General features: G+C 30.9%; 23 protein-coding genes. 8 read left to right on the plus strand and 15 right to left on the minus strand.

What is annotated here, in order from left to right:
• Positions 1-391: 391 nt before the first annotated feature.
• The 14 genes from N5D90_RS10885 to ruvX form a co-directional block, all read right to left on the minus strand.
• Complete coding sequence (locus N5D90_RS10885) at positions 392-757, minus strand: hypothetical protein (RefSeq protein WP_280062447.1); 366 nt, start codon at positions 755-757, stop codon at positions 392-394.
• Between the two features lie 518 nt (positions 758-1,275).
• A complete protein-coding gene (gene lysS / locus N5D90_RS10890) occupies positions 1,276-2,976 on the minus strand; it encodes a lysine--tRNA ligase (protein ID WP_280062448.1) in 1,701 nt (566 codons plus the stop codon).
• A gap of 107 nt (positions 2,977-3,083) precedes the next feature.
• Positions 3,084-4,064 carry a hypothetical protein gene (locus N5D90_RS10895; protein WP_280062449.1) on the minus strand — a complete coding sequence of 327 codons (981 nt, stop codon included), beginning with the start codon at positions 4,062-4,064 and terminating at the stop codon, positions 3,084-3,086.
• Positions 4,065-4,140: 76 nt separating this feature from the next.
• Entirely contained in the window at positions 4,141-5,079 is a 939-nt protein-coding gene (locus N5D90_RS10900; RefSeq protein ID WP_280062450.1) for a hypothetical protein, read from the minus strand.
• A gap of 31 nt (positions 5,080-5,110) precedes the next feature.
• A complete protein-coding gene (gene rmuC / locus N5D90_RS10905) occupies positions 5,111-6,487 on the minus strand; it encodes a DNA recombination protein RmuC (RefSeq protein ID WP_280062451.1) in 1,377 nt (458 codons plus the stop codon).
• 112 nt (positions 6,488-6,599) lie between these two features.
• Entirely contained in the window at positions 6,600-7,085 is a 486-nt protein-coding gene (locus tag N5D90_RS10910; protein WP_280062452.1) for an ecotin family protein, read from the minus strand.
• Positions 7,086-7,196: 111 nt separating this feature from the next.
• Positions 7,197-7,721 (minus strand): CvpA family protein, encoded by a 525-nt coding sequence (locus N5D90_RS10915; protein ID WP_038333487.1) that lies wholly within the window; start codon positions 7,719-7,721, stop codon positions 7,197-7,199.
• A complete protein-coding gene (locus N5D90_RS10920; RefSeq protein ID WP_280062453.1) occupies positions 7,721-8,881 on the minus strand; it encodes a cysteine desulfurase family protein in 1,161 nt (386 codons plus the stop codon). Before N5D90_RS10920 ends, N5D90_RS10915 begins: the two co-directional genes overlap by 1 nt.
• A gap of 85 nt (positions 8,882-8,966) precedes the next feature.
• On the minus strand, positions 8,967-9,785 hold the full coding sequence (locus N5D90_RS10925; protein WP_280062454.1) for a DUF4846 domain-containing protein: 819 nt from the start codon (positions 9,783-9,785) through the stop codon (positions 8,967-8,969).
• A 21-nt stretch (positions 9,786-9,806) separates the two neighbouring features.
• Positions 9,807-11,798, minus strand: a complete 1,992-nt coding sequence (gene uvrB, locus N5D90_RS10930; protein WP_280062455.1) for an excinuclease ABC subunit UvrB — start codon at positions 11,796-11,798, stop codon at positions 9,807-9,809.
• Positions 11,799-12,136: 338 nt separating this feature from the next.
• On the minus strand, positions 12,137-12,901 hold the full coding sequence (gene mazG, locus N5D90_RS10935; RefSeq protein WP_280062456.1) for a nucleoside triphosphate pyrophosphohydrolase: 765 nt from the start codon (positions 12,899-12,901) through the stop codon (positions 12,137-12,139).
• A 6-nt stretch (positions 12,902-12,907) separates the two neighbouring features.
• Positions 12,908-13,504 carry a DUF5606 domain-containing protein gene (locus N5D90_RS10940; RefSeq protein WP_280050157.1) on the minus strand — a complete coding sequence of 199 codons (597 nt, stop codon included), beginning with the start codon at positions 13,502-13,504 and terminating at the stop codon, positions 12,908-12,910.
• A gap of 20 nt (positions 13,505-13,524) precedes the next feature.
• Entirely contained in the window at positions 13,525-14,100 is a 576-nt protein-coding gene (gene def / locus N5D90_RS10945) for a peptide deformylase (protein ID WP_038333508.1), read from the minus strand.
• 44 nt (positions 14,101-14,144) lie between these two features.
• Positions 14,145-14,558, minus strand: coding sequence for a Holliday junction resolvase RuvX (gene ruvX / locus N5D90_RS10950; RefSeq protein WP_038333513.1), 414 nt, complete (start codon positions 14,556-14,558; stop codon positions 14,145-14,147).
• A gap of 91 nt (positions 14,559-14,649) precedes the next feature.
• Here ruvX and N5D90_RS10955 point away from each other — a divergent pair, with 91 nt between their 5' ends.
• The 4 genes from N5D90_RS10955 to N5D90_RS10970 all read left to right on the plus strand — a co-directional run bounded on the left by N5D90_RS10955 (position 14,650) and on the right by N5D90_RS10970 (position 19,312).
• On the plus strand, positions 14,650-15,465 hold the full coding sequence (locus tag N5D90_RS10955) for a 2,3,4,5-tetrahydropyridine-2,6-dicarboxylate N-succinyltransferase (protein ID WP_125350148.1): 816 nt from the start codon (positions 14,650-14,652) through the stop codon (positions 15,463-15,465).
• Positions 15,466-15,567: 102 nt separating this feature from the next.
• On the plus strand, positions 15,568-17,469 hold the full coding sequence (locus N5D90_RS10960) for a glycosyltransferase (protein ID WP_280062457.1): 1,902 nt from the start codon (positions 15,568-15,570) through the stop codon (positions 17,467-17,469).
• Between the two features lie 53 nt (positions 17,470-17,522).
• Positions 17,523-18,401: an ACP S-malonyltransferase gene (fabD, locus tag N5D90_RS10965; RefSeq protein ID WP_280062458.1), complete on the plus strand. Its 879-nt coding sequence runs from the start codon at positions 17,523-17,525 to the stop codon at positions 18,399-18,401.
• A 5-nt stretch (positions 18,402-18,406) separates the two neighbouring features.
• A complete protein-coding gene (locus tag N5D90_RS10970) occupies positions 18,407-19,312 on the plus strand; it encodes a GYDIA family GHMP kinase (protein WP_280062459.1) in 906 nt (301 codons plus the stop codon).
• Between the two features lie 36 nt (positions 19,313-19,348).
• Here the strand turns inward: N5D90_RS10970 and N5D90_RS10975 are convergent, their stop codons facing one another.
• Positions 19,349-20,131 (minus strand): lipopolysaccharide kinase InaA family protein, encoded by a 783-nt coding sequence (locus N5D90_RS10975; protein ID WP_280062460.1) that lies wholly within the window; start codon positions 20,129-20,131, stop codon positions 19,349-19,351.
• Between the two features lie 95 nt (positions 20,132-20,226).
• Here N5D90_RS10975 and N5D90_RS10980 point away from each other — a divergent pair, with 95 nt between their 5' ends.
• Genes N5D90_RS10980 through N5D90_RS10995 form a run of 4 tightly spaced genes read left to right on the plus strand, consistent with a single transcriptional unit; the run spans position 20,227 to position 23,604 of the window.
• Positions 20,227-21,021, plus strand: coding sequence for a DUF5672 family protein (locus N5D90_RS10980; protein WP_280062461.1), 795 nt, complete (start codon positions 20,227-20,229; stop codon positions 21,019-21,021).
• Between the two features lie 56 nt (positions 21,022-21,077).
• Entirely contained in the window at positions 21,078-21,635 is a 558-nt protein-coding gene (locus N5D90_RS10985) for an L-threonylcarbamoyladenylate synthase (protein ID WP_407932365.1), read from the plus strand.
• 31 nt (positions 21,636-21,666) lie between these two features.
• The gene (locus tag N5D90_RS10990; protein ID WP_280062462.1) at positions 21,667-23,088 is read left to right on the plus strand and encodes a CCA tRNA nucleotidyltransferase; all 1,422 of its coding nucleotides are present in this window, start codon (positions 21,667-21,669) and stop codon (positions 23,086-23,088) included.
• A gap of 3 nt (positions 23,089-23,091) precedes the next feature.
• Positions 23,092-23,604, plus strand: coding sequence for an IS1096 element passenger TnpR family protein (locus N5D90_RS10995; RefSeq protein WP_038333549.1), 513 nt, complete (start codon positions 23,092-23,094; stop codon positions 23,602-23,604).
• The last annotated feature ends 64 nt before the right edge of the window (positions 23,605-23,668 follow it).

The raw sequence follows: 23,668 nt of genomic DNA on the forward strand, positions 1-23,668 counted from the left end.
TATTTCTTGAGGCTTTTTTATGTTTATACGTTATACTTTTTGTAAAATGTACAAAGTAAAATGTAAGCTTTACTTCAACGCATCTCAAAACTATGTTTTATAAAACAACAAGCTTCTAGTCAGTTAATAAGAGGCTTCCTTTTTACAACTAACTTAGAACTCGAAAACACCCCTATAATCCTCTCAAGGGGATATTTTGCTTAGATTTTTATTCTCTAAGCCTTAAATCTTACGTCTTATTACTTACAACCCGCGTTAGGGATAGTAGTGGAAATCCTTTTGTAGGAATTGGATTTTCTGTAATAACTTCTAATCTTCTTCTACAAAAGATTGGAACGCATAGCCCGACCGAAGGGAAGGCCCAAATTAATTTTTATTACTTACTATAAAATTATTTGAAATTTATTAACTTGTATAAATCACTTACTTTTTTAATAGAATCGTTATCTAAATAATATAGAAAAAATAGATTATTGTCTATCTCAATAAAACCAGTAACCATGTATGAATTTTCGTTTTTTGATTCAATTAATAAATCAGGTTTATAATCATTGTTAATATCTAACTCAACAATACCTTTTAAAGCATAAAGTTTGGTTTTATGATTTACTATTGAATCTATGAACTTTCCTTTTATATTATAATTAACAACCGTTTTATGTACAAAGAAGTCCTCTGGAAAGTACATTTCTTCATGTTTAGTATTTTTTAAATTATATACTTCAGGACTCCAAAAAAAAGAAGTTTTTTTCATCATTCTTTTATTAATTTCGATAATTTCTCCTATATATCCTTATTATTGATTTTACTTTATCATCAATTGTTTTAGGATTATATGTGTAATTTAAATTTACTTGCCTTACTTTATTTGATTTGGAATCGAAATTTACTGTAATATTCTTTAAGTTTTTATCGTCAACAATTGAAAACAAGTCAGAATTAAAAGATTTTAGCGATTTAAATTGTGCATTCTTTACAGGTGGAACTTTATAATAAAGTTCATTATAAGATTCAAATTCATAATTATTAAAAGTCTTACGAACTAAATATAATATATAAACTGCTGAAAGTACCAATAATAGAAAGGATAGAAATATAAATATCTTTTTCATTATTAATTTTTATTAAAATATCAATTGTAGTAGCTTTCATAGATACTTTAGTTGTATCCAATCCAGATTCATTATCATAAATATATGAATTAAAAAGAATTAAACATACAAAAAAAGCCCAACCGAAGTTGAGCTTTTAAAATATAGATGAAAGGGTAATAATTTACTCTCCTAAATATGCAACCGTTTTGGTATCACCATTTACAGTTACTTTAGTCAAGTTATATTTTGCTAAATTTTTCATTGATTTGTCCCATTTTTTACCGCTTAAAGCAGCTTTGGATTTTAATTCGTTCAAATCAATGTTTTCGTTAGCTTTTAAAATTTTAATAATTTGAGTTTCTTCTTCTGTCAATTCGTAAGCTGGTGCAGCTTTTTCTGGACGCATTTGAGGGAAGAATAAAACTTCTTGGATAGATGGATTATTTGTTAAGAACATAATCAAACGGTCCATTCCGATTCCTAAACCTGATGTTGGAGGCATTCCATACTCTAAAGCACGTAAGAAATCTTGATCGATAAACATTGCTTCGTCGTCACCTCTATCAGCTAAAGCCATTTGTGCTTCAAAACGCTCACGTTGATCGATCGGGTCATTTAACTCAGAATATGCGTTAGCAATTTCTTTTCCACAAACCATTAATTCGAAACGCTCAGTTAATTCTGGATTATCACGGTGTTTTTTAGTCAATGGAGACATTTCTTTTGGATAATCTGTAATGAAAGTTGGTTGAATGTAGTTTCCTTCACATTTTTCACCAAAAATTTCATCGATTAATTTTCCTTTACCCATCGTCTCATCAACCTCGATTCCCATTCCTTTAGCAGCCTCAAATAATTCTGCTTCAGATTTTCCATCGATATCAAATCCTGTGAAATCAATAATTGATTGACGCATTGTTACACGTTTGTAAGGCGCTTTGAAATCAATTTTATGATCTCCAAAAGTTGCTTCAGAAGTTCCATTAACAGTGATTGCACAATGTTCTAATAATCGCTCTGTGAAATCCATCATCCAGTTGTAATCTTTGTAAGCAACGTAAATTTCCATTGCTGTAAATTCTGGATTGTGCGTACGATCCATTCCTTCGTTACGGAAGTTTTTAGAAAATTCGTATACACCATCAAAACCACCAACGATTAATCTTTTTAAGTATAATTCGTTTGCGATTCTTAAATATAATGGAATGTCTAATGCATTGTGATGCGTAATAAACGGACGAGCTGCTGCACCTCCAGGAATAGATTGTAAAACAGGAGTTTCTACTTCCATGTATCCACGATCGTTGAAGAAATTACGCATTGCGTTGAATAAACGTGTACGTTTTAAGAAAATTTCTTTCACGTGTGGGTTTACAACCATGTCTACGTAACGCATACGGTAACGCAATTCTGGATCTGTAAAAGCGTCAAATACATGACCTTCGTCGTCAGTTTTTACAATAGGTAATGGACGTAAAGTTTTTGATAACAGCGTTAATTTTGTTACGTGAACAGAAATTTCACCCACTTTAGTTTTGAATTCATATCCTTCAATTCCAATAAAATCTCCGATATCCATCAATTTCTTGAAAATTGTATTGTACTCAATTCCTTCTTCAGAAGAAGAAATATCATCTCTCGAGATATAAACCTGTACACGACCTTCGCTATCTTGTAACTCAGCGAAAGAAGCTTTTCCCATTACACGAACACTCATCAATCGTCCGGCAAGCTTGACAACCTTTCCTTCTTCGTACTTTTCCTTAATTTCTTTAGAATTAGAAGTTACCACGAATTCTTCGGCAGGGTAAGGCTCAACGCCTAAGTCTCTTAATTGTTGTAGTTTTTCTCTACGAATAATTTCTTGTTCAGACAATTGCATAGTGAATATAATTTATATAAAATGAATGCAAAATTATGAAAAATAATCTTGATTCACGAAGTTTTTATGATTTAATAATGTAAGAATTATCAGTATTGATGCGAGTTTTAGTCTACTAACTCAAAACGACGCTCTAACGTGTAATCCGTATCTTGAAATTTCACCTTTTTGGTTTCGATACTATACGAAATCCAACCGTTATCTTTGATACGCGAAGTCGTTTTAACGTAATATTTTATGTCGTCTTTCAATCTTTTTTCAGATGGTTGTTCAGAACCTAATTTTGTTGCCAAATCTTTCAAATAGCTGTACCAAGAATTGGCCAACCAATCTTTATCGGCTTCCTGAAAACTTGACATAATGTAATTGGTTTGCGAAACTCCAATCTCATTCAATTTCAATTCTGTTGTCGCTGGAGTAGGAGAAGTGCTGAATAAATTGTCCATGTACGACTGATAAACAAACGGTGCACTTTCTAAAGTAAAATTACTTTTTCCGTAAAAATGATGAAATTGACGAATGTCTTTGTCAAATAATTTAACAATATTTTCTTCTGTAGAATACTGTTGAAGATTCTTTTTTATTAACGCAATCGCAGTAGGATTATCCAAATATTTATTCTCTAAATCTTCTGATGATAAAACCAATTGTTTAATCGTTTTATCTAAATCTGTATAACCCAAAAACCGTCCGTCTTGGTCTATTTTAAAGGAAATCGAAACATTATTAACTAACGAAAAAGGATTATTTAAAAATGATTTTGAATTGAATTGTACATTTCTAAAATTCCACTTTACAATGGTTTCATTTTGATAGACATTTTCAACCTGAATAATAACGTTATAAGTATATTGTTCTTGATGCGAAATCGTGTCATCTTCCAATTTCACTTCACTTGTTGTTACATTATATCGTTTCTCGTTTCCAATATTCCAATATGTTTTCGGGAAAATAATCGTTTCCTGTGGAGCATTAAAAATAGTATCATTTTTAACAACCGGTGAAATTGTATCTTGAATAGGATCTTGAGCGAATATTTTTATCGAAAAAAATAGAAAAAACAGATAATATGTAAAGTTAATTTTCATTTATAAGCAATCAAACTAATTCAAAAATAGAGCAAATTATCTAAAATGAAGTTTGAAATTCGTTAAAAAATAAAACTTAGTCATTTAAAAGTTTTATACTTAATTGATTAACTGTTTTCTTAGAACCGATGTTTAAGCTAAATAAATATTCAGATTTGATTAAAATTGAATTCAAATCGTATGTATTTTCATATTTTACTTTTAATTCAACTGTTTCTGAATATTTTTTGATTTCTTTTTTTACCTGTTCTTGTGACAAATTCAGTTTAGCATCATTCAACATATAATACGCCATTTCTTCCCATAATTTTTCAAAATCATCTTTGCTCAAATTTTGGTCAGAAGCAATTGTATACGTACCTTTTTCTTTGTTGATGTCTTTTAGATAAGTGTTTGTTGTAGAAGAAATTGGAAAACCAAAAATATTTTCTTGTACCGATTTTCCTTCATATGTTTCACCTAAACGAAAATATTGTCCATTAAAATAATTGAAAACATGAACTTCTTGTTCAAAAACATACGGAACATACGTTTTTGACTTGACCATTTCCTCGATGTACGCAATATTTGCCTTATAATCATCAGATTTTTTGCGCTGTTTGCCAAGTTTATCTGTTATTTTAAGCAATTTTTCTTCAATCTGAGGAACATTTAATAATTCTAAAAATTCTCCAGAAGGATTTGTTGTGAATTCGTATTCTATTCCTTCAGAATTATTGATAAAATCGCGGTAAAATTCATCAGGATCATTAGATTGATTTTTACCATTTACAAATGTATACTTATTGGCAAAATCATTCTTGTCAACCAATTCCATCGATTTATTTGATTGGTTGATGACTTTAGAAACCGTGTCATTTACAGAAATCGAAAAGTTACGATCTGTAAATGAGTAGTTATATACTTTATTTAATTCTAAATTTGGTTTTACCTGTACAGATTTTTCTTCAAAATTCACCTGCGCAAAAATAGCAGGAGAATATAGTAAAATCAAGGTAAATAGGCTTGTTTTCATTCTCTCTAAAAGTTGTACAAATATAGAATGATTATTGAATATCCAAGTTATTTATTGAACGAATCATTGTATCAATTGGCTTAGTTTCCGAAATTTCTTTTTCCATCAAAGTTCCACCGATTTCTTTTAGCTTTTTAACCTGCGGAATAAAACGATTTTCTAGCGAACCTATAGCTTTATTGTAACTTTGGGTTGCTTGGTTAAGATTATGACCAACAGTTGCCAAATGTTGTATCAAAACATTCACACGATTGTATAATTCTATCCCTGCATCTCGCATTTGATATATATTTTCCGCAACATTTAATTGTTGCCAGCTAAACGCAATTGTGCGAAGCATTGTAATCAAAGTAGTTGGTGTTGCAATAATTATTCTATTGTTTAGTGCATCTTCTATCAAAGTTCGCTCCAATTCTAACGCAGCACCAAAAGAACTTTCAATTTGTAAATACATCACCACATAATCAGGCGCTTCTGTGTATTGATTCCAATAAGCCTTAGAGCTCAAATTTTTTAAATGTTCGCGGACAGCTTTTGAGTGCATTTGTAGATGATGTTTTCTTAAATTCTCATCTTCCGTTTCAAATGCAAGCATATATTGATTTAACGGAACTTTAGAATCGACAATAACTTTTCTATTTCCAGGAAGATTAACGATTAAATCTGGGCGAAGCAAACCATTTTCGGACTGAACAGAAGTTTGTTCTTCAAAATCACAAAAAGACGACATTCCAGCAAATTCAACCACACGACGCAAACCAATTTCTCCGTATTTTCCTCTCGTGTGCGAAGTTTTAAGTGCAGAAACTAATGTATTGGTTTCTTTTTGTAATTTATCAGTTGTGCCACGCATCGAATCTAAGAAAACTTTAATTTCTGAATATGCGCCTTCTCGCGCTTTTTCTATTTCGGATATTTTTCCGTCAAATTTATTCAAGCTTTCATTCAATGGTTTGATTAACGAATCAATTGCTTGTTGACGTTTTTCTAAATCATTTTGAGAATTAGAAAAATGTTTATCCAATGTTGTTTTCGCTAAATCAAGAAATTGTTCGTTATTATTTTTCAAAACTTGAGCAGAAAGTGCTTCAAATTGCTCTTTTAATCGTTCATTAGTTTCGAGCATAAACGATTTTTGCTCTTCTACAGCTTTTATTGCTTCTTGATGACGAACCGTTAATTCTGTATTTTTTTCCCGCTCTTTTTGCCATTGATCCAAATTGAAATTTGCATCATCTTTTATTTCGATAAACTCATTTTTTAACGAATCATATTGTTTTTGAAGTTCTTGGTATTTAATTTCATTTCCAATGATTGCAGAATTTGCTTTCGATTTTGAATATAAAAAACTGATAACGGATCCAATGATAAAAAAAAGGATGGATGAAAGTATGATTGCGCTGTTCATAATCTTAAAATTTAAACAAAGGAACGATTTTATACGACACAATACGTCGTTATTAAAAATAAAATCATAAAAAAACGACTACTAGGAATCGTTTTTTGAAATATTGTTTTAATTAAAAATTATTAACTGTTTGTGCTTGATAGGTTGTATTGTCAGCAGTGAAAATTTTGTACTGAACCAAATAACCTTTTGGCGTATAAATAACAATTGGTAAATTGCTATTATAATCTAACAATAATGGTTGAGAGCTAACAAATTTATTTTCAGGTTTAGCATTTAAACAACCCATATTTGTTGAAGCAACATTTCCATTTGTCGTGAAATTATAATAATCTAAATAACTTTTTACAGTTTTTTTATCTAATTTTCCATTCAAATTATATTGATTACAACCATCAGTATCCATGTATTTTCCGACATATATTTCGACTTTTTTGTTTTGTGAATCATTTCCAACAATGGCTGGTAAATTGATAATATGTTGCTCGTTTGTTTTTGTTGCTTTAGGATATTGGTTGATATCTTGGTAGGCAGAATTCTGAGCAAAAGCAATAGTTCCTAATGCAAAAGCTGCAGATAAAGTAATAATTTTTTTCATCTTAAATTAATTGTTTTTATCTCATTAGACAATTTTTGTGCCTTTTATAAAATGAACTAGATAAATTAATGTTAAGAAAAAAGACAGCTCGAAAAAGCTGCCTTTGTATGATTATAAATGAATAGAATCTTGAGATTCTGTCCTTAAATTATCTTTTGTTTCGAAGATAGAATTTTTGATTACTTGAGAACTTTCGTTCAAAATTGGTAAAATCTGGCTTTCGTCTTTTGTTTCTTTAAATCCTAATTCTAAAATTGGATCGATATAATACAAAATACTTGACGTTAAAAGTAAAGAGATTATTAATCCTAAAGCCGCTCCACCAAATCGATTGACGATTCCTAAACCAACTGCTTCTACTGTTTTTTGTGTTAAACTTGACGCTAATTTTATTGTAAAAAAAGCAATTGCAAATGTAATAACTAGCGCAACCAAAGAAGTTAAGCTATCTGCAACAATATTGTATGAATCGACATAAACTTCGATGATTTGATAAAATTTGAAACTTAACCAAATTGCTACAAAAAAACCGACTAAACCAATTAATTGCGAAATAAAACCTTTGAAAAATCCGTTGATAAAACCAAAAGCTAACGCAATTAAAATCAGAATATCAAGTTGATTGAAATCAGTCATTAAGCGTTTTGTAATTGATGTTTTTCAGCGATTTTTTTCAATGTTCCAATTAAGATATCAATATCTTCTTTTGTTGTTTCGTATGAAAAAGATACGCGTAAAGGCGTCATTTGATCAATTTCTTCTTCTGTGTACAATGTTTGCATAACTAATGAAACTTTTGCTGCACCAGAACTGCACGCGCTTCCTTGAGAAACAGCGATACCAGCTAGTTCTAATTCGAATCCGATTAATGCATCATGAAATGGTAATTTGATGCTTAATAATGCATACAAACTTTTGTCTAAATCATCTGATAATCCATTGAAAGAAACGCCTGGGATAGCTGATTTTAATTGATCGATTGTATATTGTTTGATTTCTTTGATGTGATTTACATGAGCTTCTAACTCATCAATCGCTAAATCAAAAGCTTTCGAAAGTCCAACAATTCCGTATACATTTTCAGTACCAGAACGCATTCCTCTTTCTTGTCCTCCACCAGCAATCAAAGCTTTAAGATGAGAAGCTTTTTTTGCATATAAAAATCCAGCACCTTTTGGTCCATGAATTTTGTGCGCTGAGCAAGAAGCGAAATCCATTCCCAAATCTTGGAAATCTAAATCGTAATGACCAACTGTTTGCACCGTATCTGTGTGGAACAATGTATTATTTTCTTGACACAATTGCGAAATACGTTTAACATCTGTTAAATTTCCAATTTCGTTGTTGGCATGCATCAAAGAAACCAATGTTTTTTTAGATTGATCTTTAACCAATTCCTCTAATTGAGCATAATCAATGTCTCCATTTTTCTGAATATTGATACGGATTACTTCAACTTTTCCACGATATTCTAAATCTTTGATACTTTCTTGTACACATTTGTGCTCCATATCCGAAGTAATGATACGCGTAACATCTAAATCGTTTACACAAGAACGTATAATCGTATTGTTAGATTCTGTTCCGCAAGAAGTAAAATAAATTTCGGCAGGAGAAACATTCAAACGCTGCGCAATGTTCTTTCGAGCCATTTCTATAAGCGCCTTGGCTTCTCTACCAAAAACGTGGGTAGAAGATGGATTTCCGAAAACATTTCTCATCACATTTGCCATTTCGTCAACTACTTCTGGACGAATTGCTGTGGTTGCTGCATTGTCTAAATATACTCTTTGCATTATCGATTATTTACTGTATTGTTGTTTACTTTGAGGTTTTGAACAACAAATTTAAGTAAAATGTAAGGATTGAAAAAGTAAAATGCTATTTAAAACGCATCAAGTCCGAAGATAAAAATCTCCATTCGGGTGTAAGAAGTGTGCCTTCTTTTGCAATATACCATGGTGAGATTAAATCGTTGCTTGGATTAGAAAGAATATGAATGTCTTGACTTGGATAATAACTTTGAGCTAAAATGAATATTTTATTTCCATTTTTATCTTGAGCAAGATCCATCACAATTGCCGCATGATTTTTTATTGTTTCTTTCTGAAAAAAGACATCACCAATTTGAATTTCTTTGATTGAAATAGGTTTTAGAAGTTGAGCAATTGTTTGAGAATTGCTATTTTCTAAATAATGCGTCAAATAATCCATGAATTTTGGATAGGAATAATCTCCTTTTACAAATGTTGTATACGAAATTGGATTCGTTAAAACTTTCGCTAATTTATCTATTTCATTGTATTTTTTTTCACGGTAAAAATATTCTAAACGCAAGCTCATGATTGCATTTGAATTAAACTGAACATTTTTTTTGGGTTGTTCCAAATCTAAAACTCCAACATAAATATTGGGATTAGATTTTTTTTGTCCATCAAATGTATAAACAGGCGTATTGTTATTTTTTAAGGATAAATTATTTAACCATTTTTCAAAACCCATATAATTTTGATTTCTACTAAATTTTTCAGGAGTATCAAATCTCTTGAAAATCTTTAATTCACGTGTATGAATTAAACTGCTTTCTTCATTTTCAAGTAATTCATTATTTGAAGATGATTTTAAAATCTGTGTATTACAAGATGATAAAATGGTAAAAAACGATAGAGTTAAAAAAAATGTATTCTTAAAAATTTTCATTGAAATGTTGAAAAAAACGTATTAATCTTGAGTTAAAAGTTGAATTTGATCTCTTAATTCGGCTGCTTTTATAAAATCTAAATTTTTTGCAGCTTTTTCCATTTCTTTCTGCAATTTCTGTACCAATTTCTCTTTATCTTCTGTCGAATAATTTTCGTTAATCTCCGCTGCTTGTTGTATCAAATGTTTTTGTTCGTAAGGATTTTCTTCAAAATCTGCTGCAGCTAAACTTAGTTTCGTGATTTTTTTATTTAAAGCTTGCGGAACTTTATTGTGATCTTTGTTGTATTGCATCTGAATTTCACGACGACGATTCGTTTCATCAATTGTTAATTGCATACTATCCGTAATTCTATCTGCATACATAATTGCCAAACCATTCACATTACGCGCTGCACGACCAACCGTTTGCGTTAAGGAACGATGACTTCTTAAGAAACCTTCTTTATCAGCATCCAAAATTGCAACCAGAGAAACTTCGGGTAAATCTAAACCTTCTCTCAAAAGATTAACACCAACTAAAACATCAAATAATCCCGCACGTAAATCGGCCATAATCTGAACACGTTCTAACGTATCCACATCGGAGTGAATGTAACGACAACGAACACCATATTTTGTCAAATATTTCGTTAATTCTTCCGCCATTCGTTTCGTTAAAGTTGTGACCAAAACACGTTCGTCTAATTCCACGCGTTTATTGATTTCTTCCATCAAATCATCGACTTGATTTTGTGTTGGACGAATTTCAATAATTGGATCTAATAATCCAGTTGGACGGATGACTTGCTCTACAACAATTCCTTCCGATTTTTCTAATTCGTAATTTGCAGGCGTTGCCGAAACATAAATCACTTGATTTTGTAAAGCTTCAAATTCTTCGAATTTTAACGGACGATTGTCCATTGCAGCAGGAAGTCGGAAACCATATTCTACTAAATTCTCTTTACGAGAGCGGTCTCCACCATACATTGCATGAACTTGAGAAACTGTAACATGCGACTCATCAATCACCATCAAATAATCTTCTGGGAAATAATCTAACAAACAGAATGGACGAGTTCCTGGTTCGCGACCGTCTAAATATCTCGAATAATTCTCGATTCCAGAACAATATCCCAATTCTTTGATCATTTCCAAATCGAATTCAGTACGTTCTTGCAGACGTTTTGCTTCGAGATGTTTTCCGATTTCATGATAATATTCAACTTGCTTACCCAAATCGATCTGAATATCAGCAATTGCGCCATTCAAAGTGTCTTTAGAAGTCACAAAAAGATTGGCTGGGTAAATATTAATTTTATCTAATTTAGTTGAAGTTTTACCTGTTTCAACATTGAAAACAGAGATTTCTTCGATTTCATCACCAAAGAAATTAATTCTGATTCCATCATCCGCATAAGCAGGAAAAATATCTAATGTATCACCTTTGATTCTAAAATTTCCGCGTTGAAAAACACCTTCTGTTCTCGAATATAAAGCTTGAACTAATTTATGCAAAAAAGCTGTTCTCGAAATAATTTGCCCCGTTTCTATCTGAATTACATTTTTATGAAATTCTGTTGGATTTCCAATACCATATAAACACGAAACAGAAGCCACAACCAAAATATCGCGACGACCAGAAAGAAGGGAAGAAGTTGTACTTAAACGAAGTTTTTCAATTTCCTCATTAATTGATAAATCTTTCTCAATATACGTTCCTGACGAAGGAATATAGGCTTCTGGTTGATAATAATCGTAGTAAGAAACGAAATACTCGACTGCATTATTCGGGAAAAATTCTTTGAATTCCATATACAGCTGCGCCGCCAACGTTTTGTTATGCGCCAAAACCAAAGTTGGACGTTGCACATCTTGCACAACGTTCGCGATTGTAAATGTTTTACCAGAACCTGTAACACCCAAAAGTGTTTGATAACGATCATTATTTAGAATACCATTTGATAATTCTTCAATAGCTTTTGGCTGATCACCGGTTGGCTTGAATTCAGAATTTAATTGAAACTGCATTTCACAAATTTACAAATTATTCAGATAAAAAAGGATTCTTATGAATCGTGATTTTAAATAGAAGTTGATAAAAAATAAAAAGGCGACTTTAAGTCACCTTTTCATCAAAACCACAAAAAAATGAGAAAACTGTTTACTTAGTAAACAAACTTCCTTCCATTATTACAAGCTATTGCCCGCTATAACCATTGCAAATATATGTCGGTTTTCTGTGCGTGCACAATAATTTGTAATACTTTGTTTTATTGGTGTCGATAAAAGTTATTTATAATAGTGTTAAAACGTCTGATTACAACGTTTTCGTGAATTTGAATAAAATTTATAGTGTCAAGTTTACACTAGCGAATTTTCGCTAAATTCCATAAATTGTCTAATTCGGAAATGTTTAAATCAGCTATGTTTTGACCATTTTCTTTCGCGATTTCTTCTAATTTCTGAAAACGTGTGATAAATTTTTTGTTCGATCTTTCTAAAGCATCTTCAGAATTGATACCATTAAATCGTCCATAATTAATCAAAGAAAACAAAATATCACCAAATTCCATCTCTTTATCAGTAGGATTTTGTTCTTCTTTGAATTCATTAATTTCTTCGATAATTTTATCAAAAACTTGATCAGAATTTTCAAATTCAAATCCAACACCTTTTACTTTGTCTTGAATTCGATATGCTTTTACCATCGCTGGGAGAGAAGTAGGAACGCCAGAAAGTACAGATTTGTTACCTTCTTTTAGCTTGATTTGTTCCCAATTTTGAAGCACCTTTTCTTCTGTATTTGCTTCTACATCGCCGTAAATATGCGGATGACGATGAATTAATTTGTCACAAATACCATTTAAAACATCAGCAATATCGAAGTTGTTTTGTTCTGATGCGATTTTAGAATAAAAAACTAGGTGAAGAAAAACATCACCTAGTTCTTTTTTTATTTCATGCGAATCTTTTTCGATGATAGCATCCGAAAGTTCATAAATTTCTTCGATAGACAACGTACGCAACGTTTCCATTGTTTGTTTACGATCCCACGGACATTTTTCACGTAATTCATCCATTATATCCAACAATCTTTCGAAAGCCTGTAATTGATCTTTACGTGTATTCATCTCTAATTATTCAGCGTCTTTATCTTTTTTTGCTGTTGTTTTTTTAGCAGCAGTTTTTTTAGCTGGTTTTTCTTCAGCGTCTTTTTTGTCAGCAGCCTTTTTAGCAGGAGCTTTCTTTTTTGGTTTTTCTTCCACAGCAACTTCTTCTGTAGCTTCTACTTCAGCAACAGGAGCTTCTTGCGCTTGTTGAGCAGCCATTGCAGCTTCTACAGCAGCTAAGTCGATGTTTAATAATCCGTTTTTGTGTAAGATATTATACCATTGGAATAATTTTTTCAAATCAGAATCATAAACTCTTGAATCGTCATATTCTGGTAAAACTTCTTCCATATATTTACGCAAATCTGCACCAGAAGTTTTGTAATCGATCGTTTCTCCTCCGTTTTCTTTTTTGTAAATTCTGAAGAAAACTTCAGCCAAAGGAAATTCTTGTGATACTCCGTAGATTGCAACGTTGTCTAATAAACTAACATTGTAGTTAGAAGCGATTGAGATTTTTTTACCTTTTTCTAAATCTTCAACAACAAAACCACCTCTTGTTTGAGAAACTAAACGGTATAATCCTGGTTTTCCTGAAATTGCGATAACTCTTGATAAATCCATATTCTATTATGTTTAAGGGTCTATGAAGGGAATTTCATTTTGTAACTCGTGTTTACTTTCCCTTTTGTTATATTTTTTAATTTATTACTTATTAATTTCTTTTTAAAGCTCGAAATATAGTCAATAAAAAGCTTTCCTTCCAAATGATCGTATTCGTGTTGAATAACTCGAGCGCGAATATCCGAAAAAGTTTCGGTATGTTTCACCCAATTTTCATCAAAATATTCTAAAGTTACCGATTCTGGTCGTGTTACATCTTCGTGAATGTGAGGAATACTCAAACATCCTTCTGTAAAAGCCCATTCATCACCTTCAGAACTACTGATTTTTTTTGGATTGATGAAAACACGTTTGAAATCTTTCAACTCATTCTGTATATCTTCATAATCTTCATCTTCCTCAAAAGGTGAGCAATCTACAATAAATAAACGTATATCTTTTCCGATCTGTGGCGCCGCGATACCAACTCCGTTAGAGTCGTACATTGTATCGAACATATTTTGGATCAGTTCTTGTAAATTTTTATAATCTTGATCGATTTCTTGTGAAACTTTACGTAAGACAGGATCTCCGTAAGCTACAACTGGTAATACCATTTTCTGATCTTTTTTTATTAATTTAACGGCAAAGATACAATTTGTTATAGTTTATGTGATAAAAATGATTGTAAAATTATTACAGCACTCACTTTATCTACCATTCCTTTTTCTTGACGTTTTTTCTTTTTCATTCCTCCAGCAAACATTGCTTGAGAAGCCATTTTTGATGTAAACATCTCATTTTCACGATGAATTTTGATCAACGGAAATTGTTCAGAAAATTTTTTCAAAAAAGGTTGAATCTGATTTTCAATCTCATTTAATTCTCCTGAAAAACGAACAGATAATCCAACTACAAGGTCAGAAACGTTTTCTTTCTCGATATATTGTTTCAAGAAATCCATCAATTTTGATGTATCAATTGTATCAACTGGCGAAGCTATAATTTGCAATTCATCGGTTACGGCAACGCCTGTTCTTTTTCCTCCGTAATCTAACGCTAATATTCGTGACATTTGGCAAATTTAAAAAAACGATTCAATAATAAATAATCTCTATGAAATCCCTTGATTATAATTTTTATATTTGTGGCTATTATTAATAAAGATGGAGAATTTAAAACAAATCATAGAAAAAGCTTGGGACAATAGAGAATTGTTACAAGAAGAGTCAACACAAATTGCAATTCGTGAAGTAATTGAGTTAATCGATAACGGACAATTACGTTGTGCAGAACCAGTTGGAGAAGATTGGCAAGTAAACGAATGGGTGAAAAAAGCAGTTGTAATGTATTTCCCAATTCAGAAAATGGAAACTTTAGAAGCAGGAATTTTTGAATACCATGATAAAATGGAATTGAAACGTAACTATGCTGAAAAAGGAATTCGTGTTGTTCCAAATGCTGTTGCCCGCTATGGTGCGTATATTTCTTCGGGAGTTATTTTAATGCCTTCTTATGTAAATATTGGTGCGTATGTGGACGAAGGAACAATGGTTGATACTTGGGCTACTGTAGGTTCTTGTGCACAAATTGGTAAAAATGTTCATTTATCTGGTGGTGTAGGAATCGGTGGAGTTTTAGAGCCATTGCAAGCTGCGCCAGTAATTATTGAAGATAATGCGTTTATCGGATCTCGTTGTATCGTTGTAGAAGGAGTTCGTGTAGGTAAAGAAGCGGTTTTAGGAGCAAATGTTGTGTTGACAGCATCTACTAAAATTATTGATGTAACAGGTGACGAACCAGTAGAAATTAAAGGTTATGTTCCTGCTCGTTCAGTTGTAATTCCAGGTTCTTATACAAAGAAATTTGCTGCAGGTGAATACCAAGTTCCATGTGCTTTGATCATCGGAACTCGTAAAGAGTCTACAGATAAAAAAACTTCATTAAACGATGCATTACGCGAGCATAATGTGGCGGTTTAAGTAGAATAAATTTTATAAAATATAATCCTCAGCAGTTTTGTTGAGGATTTTTTATTTTCGAATCAAACATATTTTAGTAGTTTTGCTTTATAACTATGTTTTATGAAAATTTTGATTATCCAACACAAGATGATAGGCGATGTTTTAATCACATCATTGTTGTGCGAAAATATCAAAAGAGCTTATCCAAATGCTATTGTTGATTATTTAATCAATAGTAATACTTTGCCTGTTTTAGAGAATAATCCATACATCGATCATAAAATTGTTTTCGATGAAAAAGAAAACAAAGGCTTGATGAATTTGATTAAATTCTCGAAAAAAGTTAATCAAAATAGATATGATATTGTAATTGATGCTTACTCAAAATTACAGAGTTGGGTAGATGTTTTTATCAATAATGCACCAAAAAAAATATCGTACAAAAAGATTGGAAGAACGTTTTTGTATACAGATAATGTAGAAAAACATGACGAACCAAATTCATATTTAGGTTTAGCAATCGAACATCGTTTGTCTTTATTGAAGCCTTTAGGAATTGAAATTCCTTTGGCAACAGAACCGAAATTGTATTTAACAGAAGAAGAAATAAACTTTGCGAAAGATTTATTTGAAAAACATCAAGTTGATTCTACTCGTAAATCAGTTATGATTAGTTTGCTTGGTTCTGATCCTTCAAAAACTTATCCGTTGAATCAAATGGCAAAAATGGTTGATTTTATTGGTCAACATTATAATGTCAATATTTTATTCAATTATTTTCCGAAACAGTTACCGCAAGCAAAAGAAGTATATAATCAATTATCTGATGAAACCAAATCGAAAGTTTATTTTGAATTGTTGGGTAATGATTTGCGCGAGTTTATTGCAATTGCAAATGAATGTGATGTGATTGTTGGAAATGATGGAGGTGCAATTAATATGTCCAAAGCTTTAGGGAAAAAATCATTTATTATTTTTTCTCCTTGGATTGATAAAAAAGTTTGGGCAACTTTCGAAGATGGAATTAATCACACAAGTGTTCATTTGAAAGATTATTTTCCTGAAAAACTTGGAGATTTAAACAATCGTCAAATAAAAAAACAAGTAAATGAATTTTATTCAATATTTGATTTCGAGTTGTTTAAAGAAAAGTTAGAAAATTTTCTAAACAATAACTCATTGGATAGGCAATTAATAAGTAATAATAACGTTGAAATAGAAACTAAAAAAGAATATTCTATAGAATCAATGTCTACTAAAATTTCAGCTTTACTGATTACTTATAATGAAGAAAAAAATTTACATCGTTATTTAAATGATGTAGATTTTGCTGATGAAATTATTATTATTGATTCTTTTAGTACCGATAAAACAGAAGAAATTGCTCGTCAAAATCCTAAAACTAAATTTGTAAAACGTAAGTTTGATAATTTTACGAATCAACGTAATTACGGACTTTCTTTAGCAAAAAATGATTGGGTTACTTTTTTTGACGCAGATGAAGGAATCCCACTAGAATTAAAAAAAGAAATTGTTTCGGTTTTTAATCAGCAACCTACTTTTGATGCATACTTTGTTTATCGAAAATTCTTTTTTAAGAAGAAGCATATTAAATATTCGGGCATGCAAAATGATAAAGCTGTTCGAATTTTTAAAAAATCTAAATCTCAATATAAATCAGATAGAATGGTTCATGAGATTATAGAATGTAATGGTAGAACAGGTTATTTAACAAACAAACTTGATCATTTTACATTTGATAATGAAGAAGAATATTTAGATAAACTGAATAGTTATTCACGTTTGCGAGCACAAGAACTTCGTCTTAAAAATCTGAAACCATCATTTTATCATTATACGATAAAACCTGCTTATCGTTTTTTAAATTATTTCGTAATGAGACTTGGTTTTTTAGATGGAAAAGATGGTTATACAATTGCAAAATTACACGCAATTTCTGTTGCAAATCGTTATAAATATTTAGACGAAATTTATAGAAAAGAAAATCAAAACTTAGGTTAAATAAAGAAGTTTAAGATTTTATTATACATTTGTCATACATTAAAAATAATACAATGAAAGCATATGTTTTTCCAGGACAAGGTGCTCAATTCTCTGGAATGGGTAAAGACTTGTACGAAAATTCTGAAATCGCAAAAGAATTATTTGATAAAGCAAACGAAATCTTAGGATTTGATATAAAATCAATTATGTTTGAAGGTTCTGCAGAAGACCTAAAACAAACAAAAGTTACGCAACCTGCAGTTTTTTTACATTCTGTTATTTTAGCGAAAACTTTACCAGATTTTAAACCAGAAATGGTTGCAGGACATTCTTTAGGAGAAATTTCTGCTTTAGTTGCAAATGAAACGTTAGATTTTGAATCTGGATTAAAATTAGTGTACAAACGTGCTTTAGCAATGCAAGCTGCTTGTGAAGCTAATCCATCAACAATGGCTGCAATTTTAGGATTAGAAGACAAAATTGTTGAAGATGCTTGTGCAGAAATTGATGGAGTTGTAGTTGCTGCAAATTACAATTGCCCAGGTCAATTAGTGATTTCTGGAGAGATTGAAGCGGTTAACGTAGCATGTGAAAAATTGAAAGAATTAGGAGCTAAACGTGCTTTAGTTTTACCTGTTGGTGGAGCTTTTCATTCGCCTTTAATGAAACCTGCGGAAGAAGAATTAGCAAAAGCCATTGAAGAAACAACATTCAATACGCCAATTTGTCCAGTATATCAAAATGTAAGTACAACTGCCGTTACAGATCCTGCAGAAATCAAGAAAAACTTGATTGCACAATTAACTGCTCCTGTAAAATGGACGCAATCTGTACAAAATATGATTGCTGATGGTGCGACTGAATTTATTGAGGTTGGACCAGGAAACACTTTACAAGGTTTAGTGAAGAAAATAAACAGAGAGGTTGCGACTTCTTCGGCACAAATCTAAAATAAATGAAAACATACCGTTCCAATGGAAAATTATTCCTTATCGGGGAATATATTGTAATTGATGGAGCGAAAGCATTTGCATTGCCCACGAAATATGGGCAATGTTTGTTTGTAGAAAATTCATCAGAAACAGAAAATTTAATCACTTGGAAAGCGACAAAATTTGATAATTCTATTTGGTTTGAAGCTGAAATTAGATTGAATGATTTAGAAATAATTTCTTCTACAAATGATAAATTAAGTCAATCATTACAAATGATTTTAAAGCAAGCTAAATCGTTAAATCCTGATTTTTTCAATTCTAATAATAGTTATCAATGTTTAACGAAGTTAGAATATCCGCAAGAATGGGGATTGGGAAGTAGCTCGACTTTGATTGATTTGATTAGCCAATGGATTGAAATAAATCCGTTTGAATTGAATCAATTAACCTTCAATACAAGTGGTTATGACATTGCGTGCGCGCATCATTATCAACCGATTTTGTTTTCGAATAATCCAATTGAAGTAGAAGAATTGGAATTGAATTGGAATTTTAAAGATCAACTTTATTTTGTTTATCTTAATCAAAAGCAAGATACGCAAGCCGTTGTGGGAAATCATTACAAAAACAAACCAAAAGATTGGAAAATGATTCAGGATCTTTCTGATTTGGTTATTCAAGCAACTAAAGTTGAGAATTTAACTGATTTAGAAGCTATTTTAGATGAATATCAAGCACGATTAGGTGATTTTATGCAAATTCCGCAAGTCAAAGAATTGTATTTTTCTGATTATTTAGGAACTGTAAAAAGTCTTGGAGCTTGGGGAGGAGATTTTGTTTTGGTGACCTATAGAGAAGGAATGCACGATTATTTTAAAGAAAAAGGATATGAGATAATTATTCCATTTTCTGAAATGATGAAATAACAAAAAAGCAGATTTAATTTTAAATCTGCTTTTTTGTTATTGTTTTTTACTAATCATGGCTTTTAATTTCTTTTTTCGAGCTTGTTTTGTTTGAAATTTATGTTGGAATTCTTGCGTTTTATTCCACATAGCTTCAATAACTTCCTGTTCTGGTTTATTAATAAGTTTCGCATATTCTTTTCCCATAATTTCAATCATTTCCTTATGAGGAGTTAGACGAGAAAAGTTTTTCATTCGAATATCAAAACTCATTGAATTGTGAAAATTCATACGATTCAAATCAACCAAATAAAATTCATATTGATTTTCTCCAACTTGCTTGATTAAAGTATTTCCAGGAGAATGATCCAAAAACTCAATTCCAGCTTCATGTAAATCAAATGTGAATTTTGTAAACTGTTTCAAAATTTCGTTTCGGTTTTCCCAAGTTGGAATTTCAACTAATTCACGATAAGTTAAATCAGCTTCAACTAATTCACAGAAATAGTAACTATTATTAAAACTTATAGGAGTTTTATTTTCTACAAATGCAATAGGATATGGTGTCAAAAAACCTAAATCAATCAATCGTTTTGCATATTCATAAGATCGTTCTGCTTTTGATTTTCTAAAGAATCGATAAACAAATTTATTGATTATATTAGGAATCTTAAATGATTTAATCGTTGCAATTTTACCCGACTCTAATTTCTTTTTTTTGATAGAATTTCTTGTGCCTTTTGCAATATAATCATCAATCAGATCAAAATTATCAATAATAGATTTGATTTCGGTTTGCGTGGTTTTATAATTATTATTTACGACAATTCTTTGTGTCATTTTTCAAAATATTATAATTAATATAGAAAAAATCTATATTTCATTTTAATCTGTCAAAGATATGTCTATTTTTGCTGAAAAGTACTCTCAATATTATGAATAATTTGAAGAAAGTAGGGATTATTGTTCCAATTTATAGAGATTTTTTAGACGAATTTGAAAAAAAATCTTTGGAAAGTATAATTCAACATTTCAATGGTTTTGAAATTATTTTTGTGGCTCCACAAGGTTTGACAACTTCTAATTATTCATCTTTTTTTAGTAAAATCAATGATTTTCGTATAGAATATTTCAGTTCAAATTGTTTCGATTCCATTGACGATTATAATCAATTGTTATTAGAAAAATATTTTTATAAAACTTTTGAAGAATTCAAATATATATTGATTTGTCAATTAGATGTTTATGTTTTTAAAAATAAACTAAATGAATGGTGCGATAAAGGCTATGATTATGTTGGAGCACCTTGGATAGGAAGTGAACGTAATTTTATTAATTTAACTTTCGAAAAAATAAATGGATTTATTCGAAAAATAAAAGGTAAAAAACCAAAGAATATAGAGCGGCTTTTTAAAGTTGGAAATGGAGGATTTTCGCTGAGAAAAGTAGAGAAATTTATTCAAATTTCTGAAGAAGAATCGAATCAAATAAATTTATTTTTAAAAGAAAAACCTAACTCTGATTATCATGTAGAAGATGTTTTTTGGTCATTATATGTTCCAAAAATATACAAGGATTATAAAATTCCTGAATGGCAGGAAGCATTAGATTTTTGTATGGATCGTAAGCCAGAAGAAGCATTAAAATTGAATAATAATGTTTTGCCAATGGCTTGTCATCGATTTAATCAACCCAAACCGTATAAATTTTGGAGAAAATATATTAAATAATTCTCATTTCAACTTTCCTACAATACCTTTGCACTCAAATTTATAAAATAAATAAAATGTCAGATATAAACGAAATTGTAGCCAAACTAAAACAAGGAGAAACAATGCTTTATCCAACAGATACAATTCTTGGATTGGGTTGTGACGCGAAAAATGAGGCTGCAATCGAAAAAATTTATCAGATAAAAAATCGCCCTTCATCAAAATCGTTAATTATTTTGGTTGATTCTCCACGCATGTTACAAAATATTGTTGAGGTGCCAGAATTAGCTTGGGATTTGATTGATTTGAATGAGAAACCTCTTACAATTATTTACGATAATCCAAAAGGTTTACCACAATCGTTAATCGCAGAAGATAACACAATCGCTATTCGATTAACAGACGATTTGTTTTGTAAGAAAATCATAGGAAAATTAGGTGGACCAATTGTGTCTACATCGGCTAATTTATCAGGAGAACCTTCTCCAAAAGTGTTTTCGGAAGTTAATCCTACTATTTTAGAGCGTGTTGACTTTTATCCAGACGAGACAAAAACCTTTGTACCTCAGTTCACTGCATCAACGATAATTAAATTAGGTCTAGATAACGAAGTAAAAGTTATTAGAGAGTAGTTTTTTATTTCAAAACATATACTTTTGCAGAATGAAAATCTTAGAAGCCGTATCAAATCCAATTTTTAAAAATGTAGCAGAAGTTGCTGATGAAATTAATCAAGAAACTTATGTAGTTGGTGGATTTGTACGCGATTATTTATTGAATCGTGGTCAGAAAAAAGACATCGATTTTGTAACAGTAGGAAATGGAATTTTGTTGGCTAAAGAATTAGCTAATAAATTAGGACATACATCACAAGTTTCAGTTTTTAAACGTTTTGGAACAGCAATGTTCAAATATAAAGACACAGATTTGGAGTTTGTAGGTGCACGAAAAGAAAGTTATTCAGAAGATAGTCGAAAACCACATGTAGAAGACGGAACGTTGGAAGACGATCAAAAACGTCGTGATTTTACGATCAATACATTGGCAATTTCGATGAATAAAGAGAATTTCGGTGAATTAATTGATCCTTTTAATGGAGTTGAAGATTTGAATAATAAAATCATCAAAACGCCATTAGAACCGAATGTTACCTATTCTGATGATCCTTTGCGCATGATGCGTGCGATTCGTTTTGCAGCTCAATTGGATTTTGAAATAGAAAAAAAATCTTTTCAGGCAATAATTGATAATGCTGAACGTATTAATATCGTATCTTTTGAACGTGTAATGGATGAGTTTCAGAAAATTATGATGACGGATAAACCTTCGGTCGGATTATTGTTATTGGAACAATCAGGATTAATGCAACATATTTTACCAGAATTGGTTGCGTTAAAAGGAATCGAAGAGGTTGAAGGTCAAAAACATAAAGATAATTTTTATCATACATTAGAAGTCGTTGATAATATTTCTGTCAACACAGATAATGTTTGGTTACGTTGGGCTGCGTTGTTGCACGATATTGGAAAAGCGGTTACCAAACGTTTCGATAAAAATGTAGGTTGGACATTTCATTCGCATGAATTTGTTGGATCTAAAATGGTATTAAAATTGTTCAGACGATTAAAATTACCATTAGGACCGCAAGTAAAATATGTTCAGAAATTGGTGATGATGAGTTCTCGTCCAATTGCAGTTGTAACAGACGATGCAACAGATTCAGCTTTACGCAGGTTATTGTTTGATGCTGGAGAAGATTTCGACGATTTAATTACGCTTTGTAAAGCCGATATTACAACGAAAAATGAACGTAAACAGAAACGTTTCAAACAAAATTTTGAAGTTGTAGAACAAAAAATAAAAGATGTTGAAGAACGCGACAGAGTTCGTAATTTTCAACCGCCAATTTCAGGTGAAGAAATCATGAAAATATTTGATATTCAACCAGGAAAAGAGATTGGAATCTTAAAAAATGCCATAAAAGAAGCAATTTTAGAAGGCGAAGTAGAAAATAATTATAATTCTGCATTAGAATTTGTAATTAATATGGGAAAAGATTTAAATTTGGAACCGAAAAATATTTAGAAAGTGATATATAAAATTCGTGTATTCCTTGATGCAAAAGAGGATGTTTTTAGAGACATAGAAATTAAAGAGAAGCAAACATTATTCACATTGTACAAAGGTATTATTAGTGCTTTTAGTTTACAAGGTGAGGAGTTGGCATCATTCTATGAAGTAGATGAAGATGGAAACCAAACAAAAGAAATTCCTTTAGAGGATATGTCTGATGATGGAACTGATGAAACAATGGCTGATTTTTACATCAAAGAAGCTTTTGCTAATCAAGGAGATCGTATGGCTTTTGTATATGATTTTATGGAAATGTGGACATTTGTGGCTGAATTAATTTCTGTAGAAGATAAACCAGCTGTTCTTAATTACCCATTAACGGTTTACCGTTTCGGTTCAATGCCTCTTAAAGCGCCTAAAAAAGACATGATGGTTGATTTAGACGATGAAGAAGATATTGATTTTGCAGAAGATGCTGAATTAAATGATTTACAAATCGACGAAGATTTAGACGTAGACGATTTATAAAAACTACAACTAATCAACTTATATATCAAAAAATCTGAATGGCAACATTCAGATTTTTTTTTGT

Source organism: Empedobacter sp. GD03797, from assembly GCF_029842105.1.
Lineage (GTDB): Bacteria > Bacteroidota > Bacteroidia > Flavobacteriales > Weeksellaceae > Empedobacter > Empedobacter falsenii_C.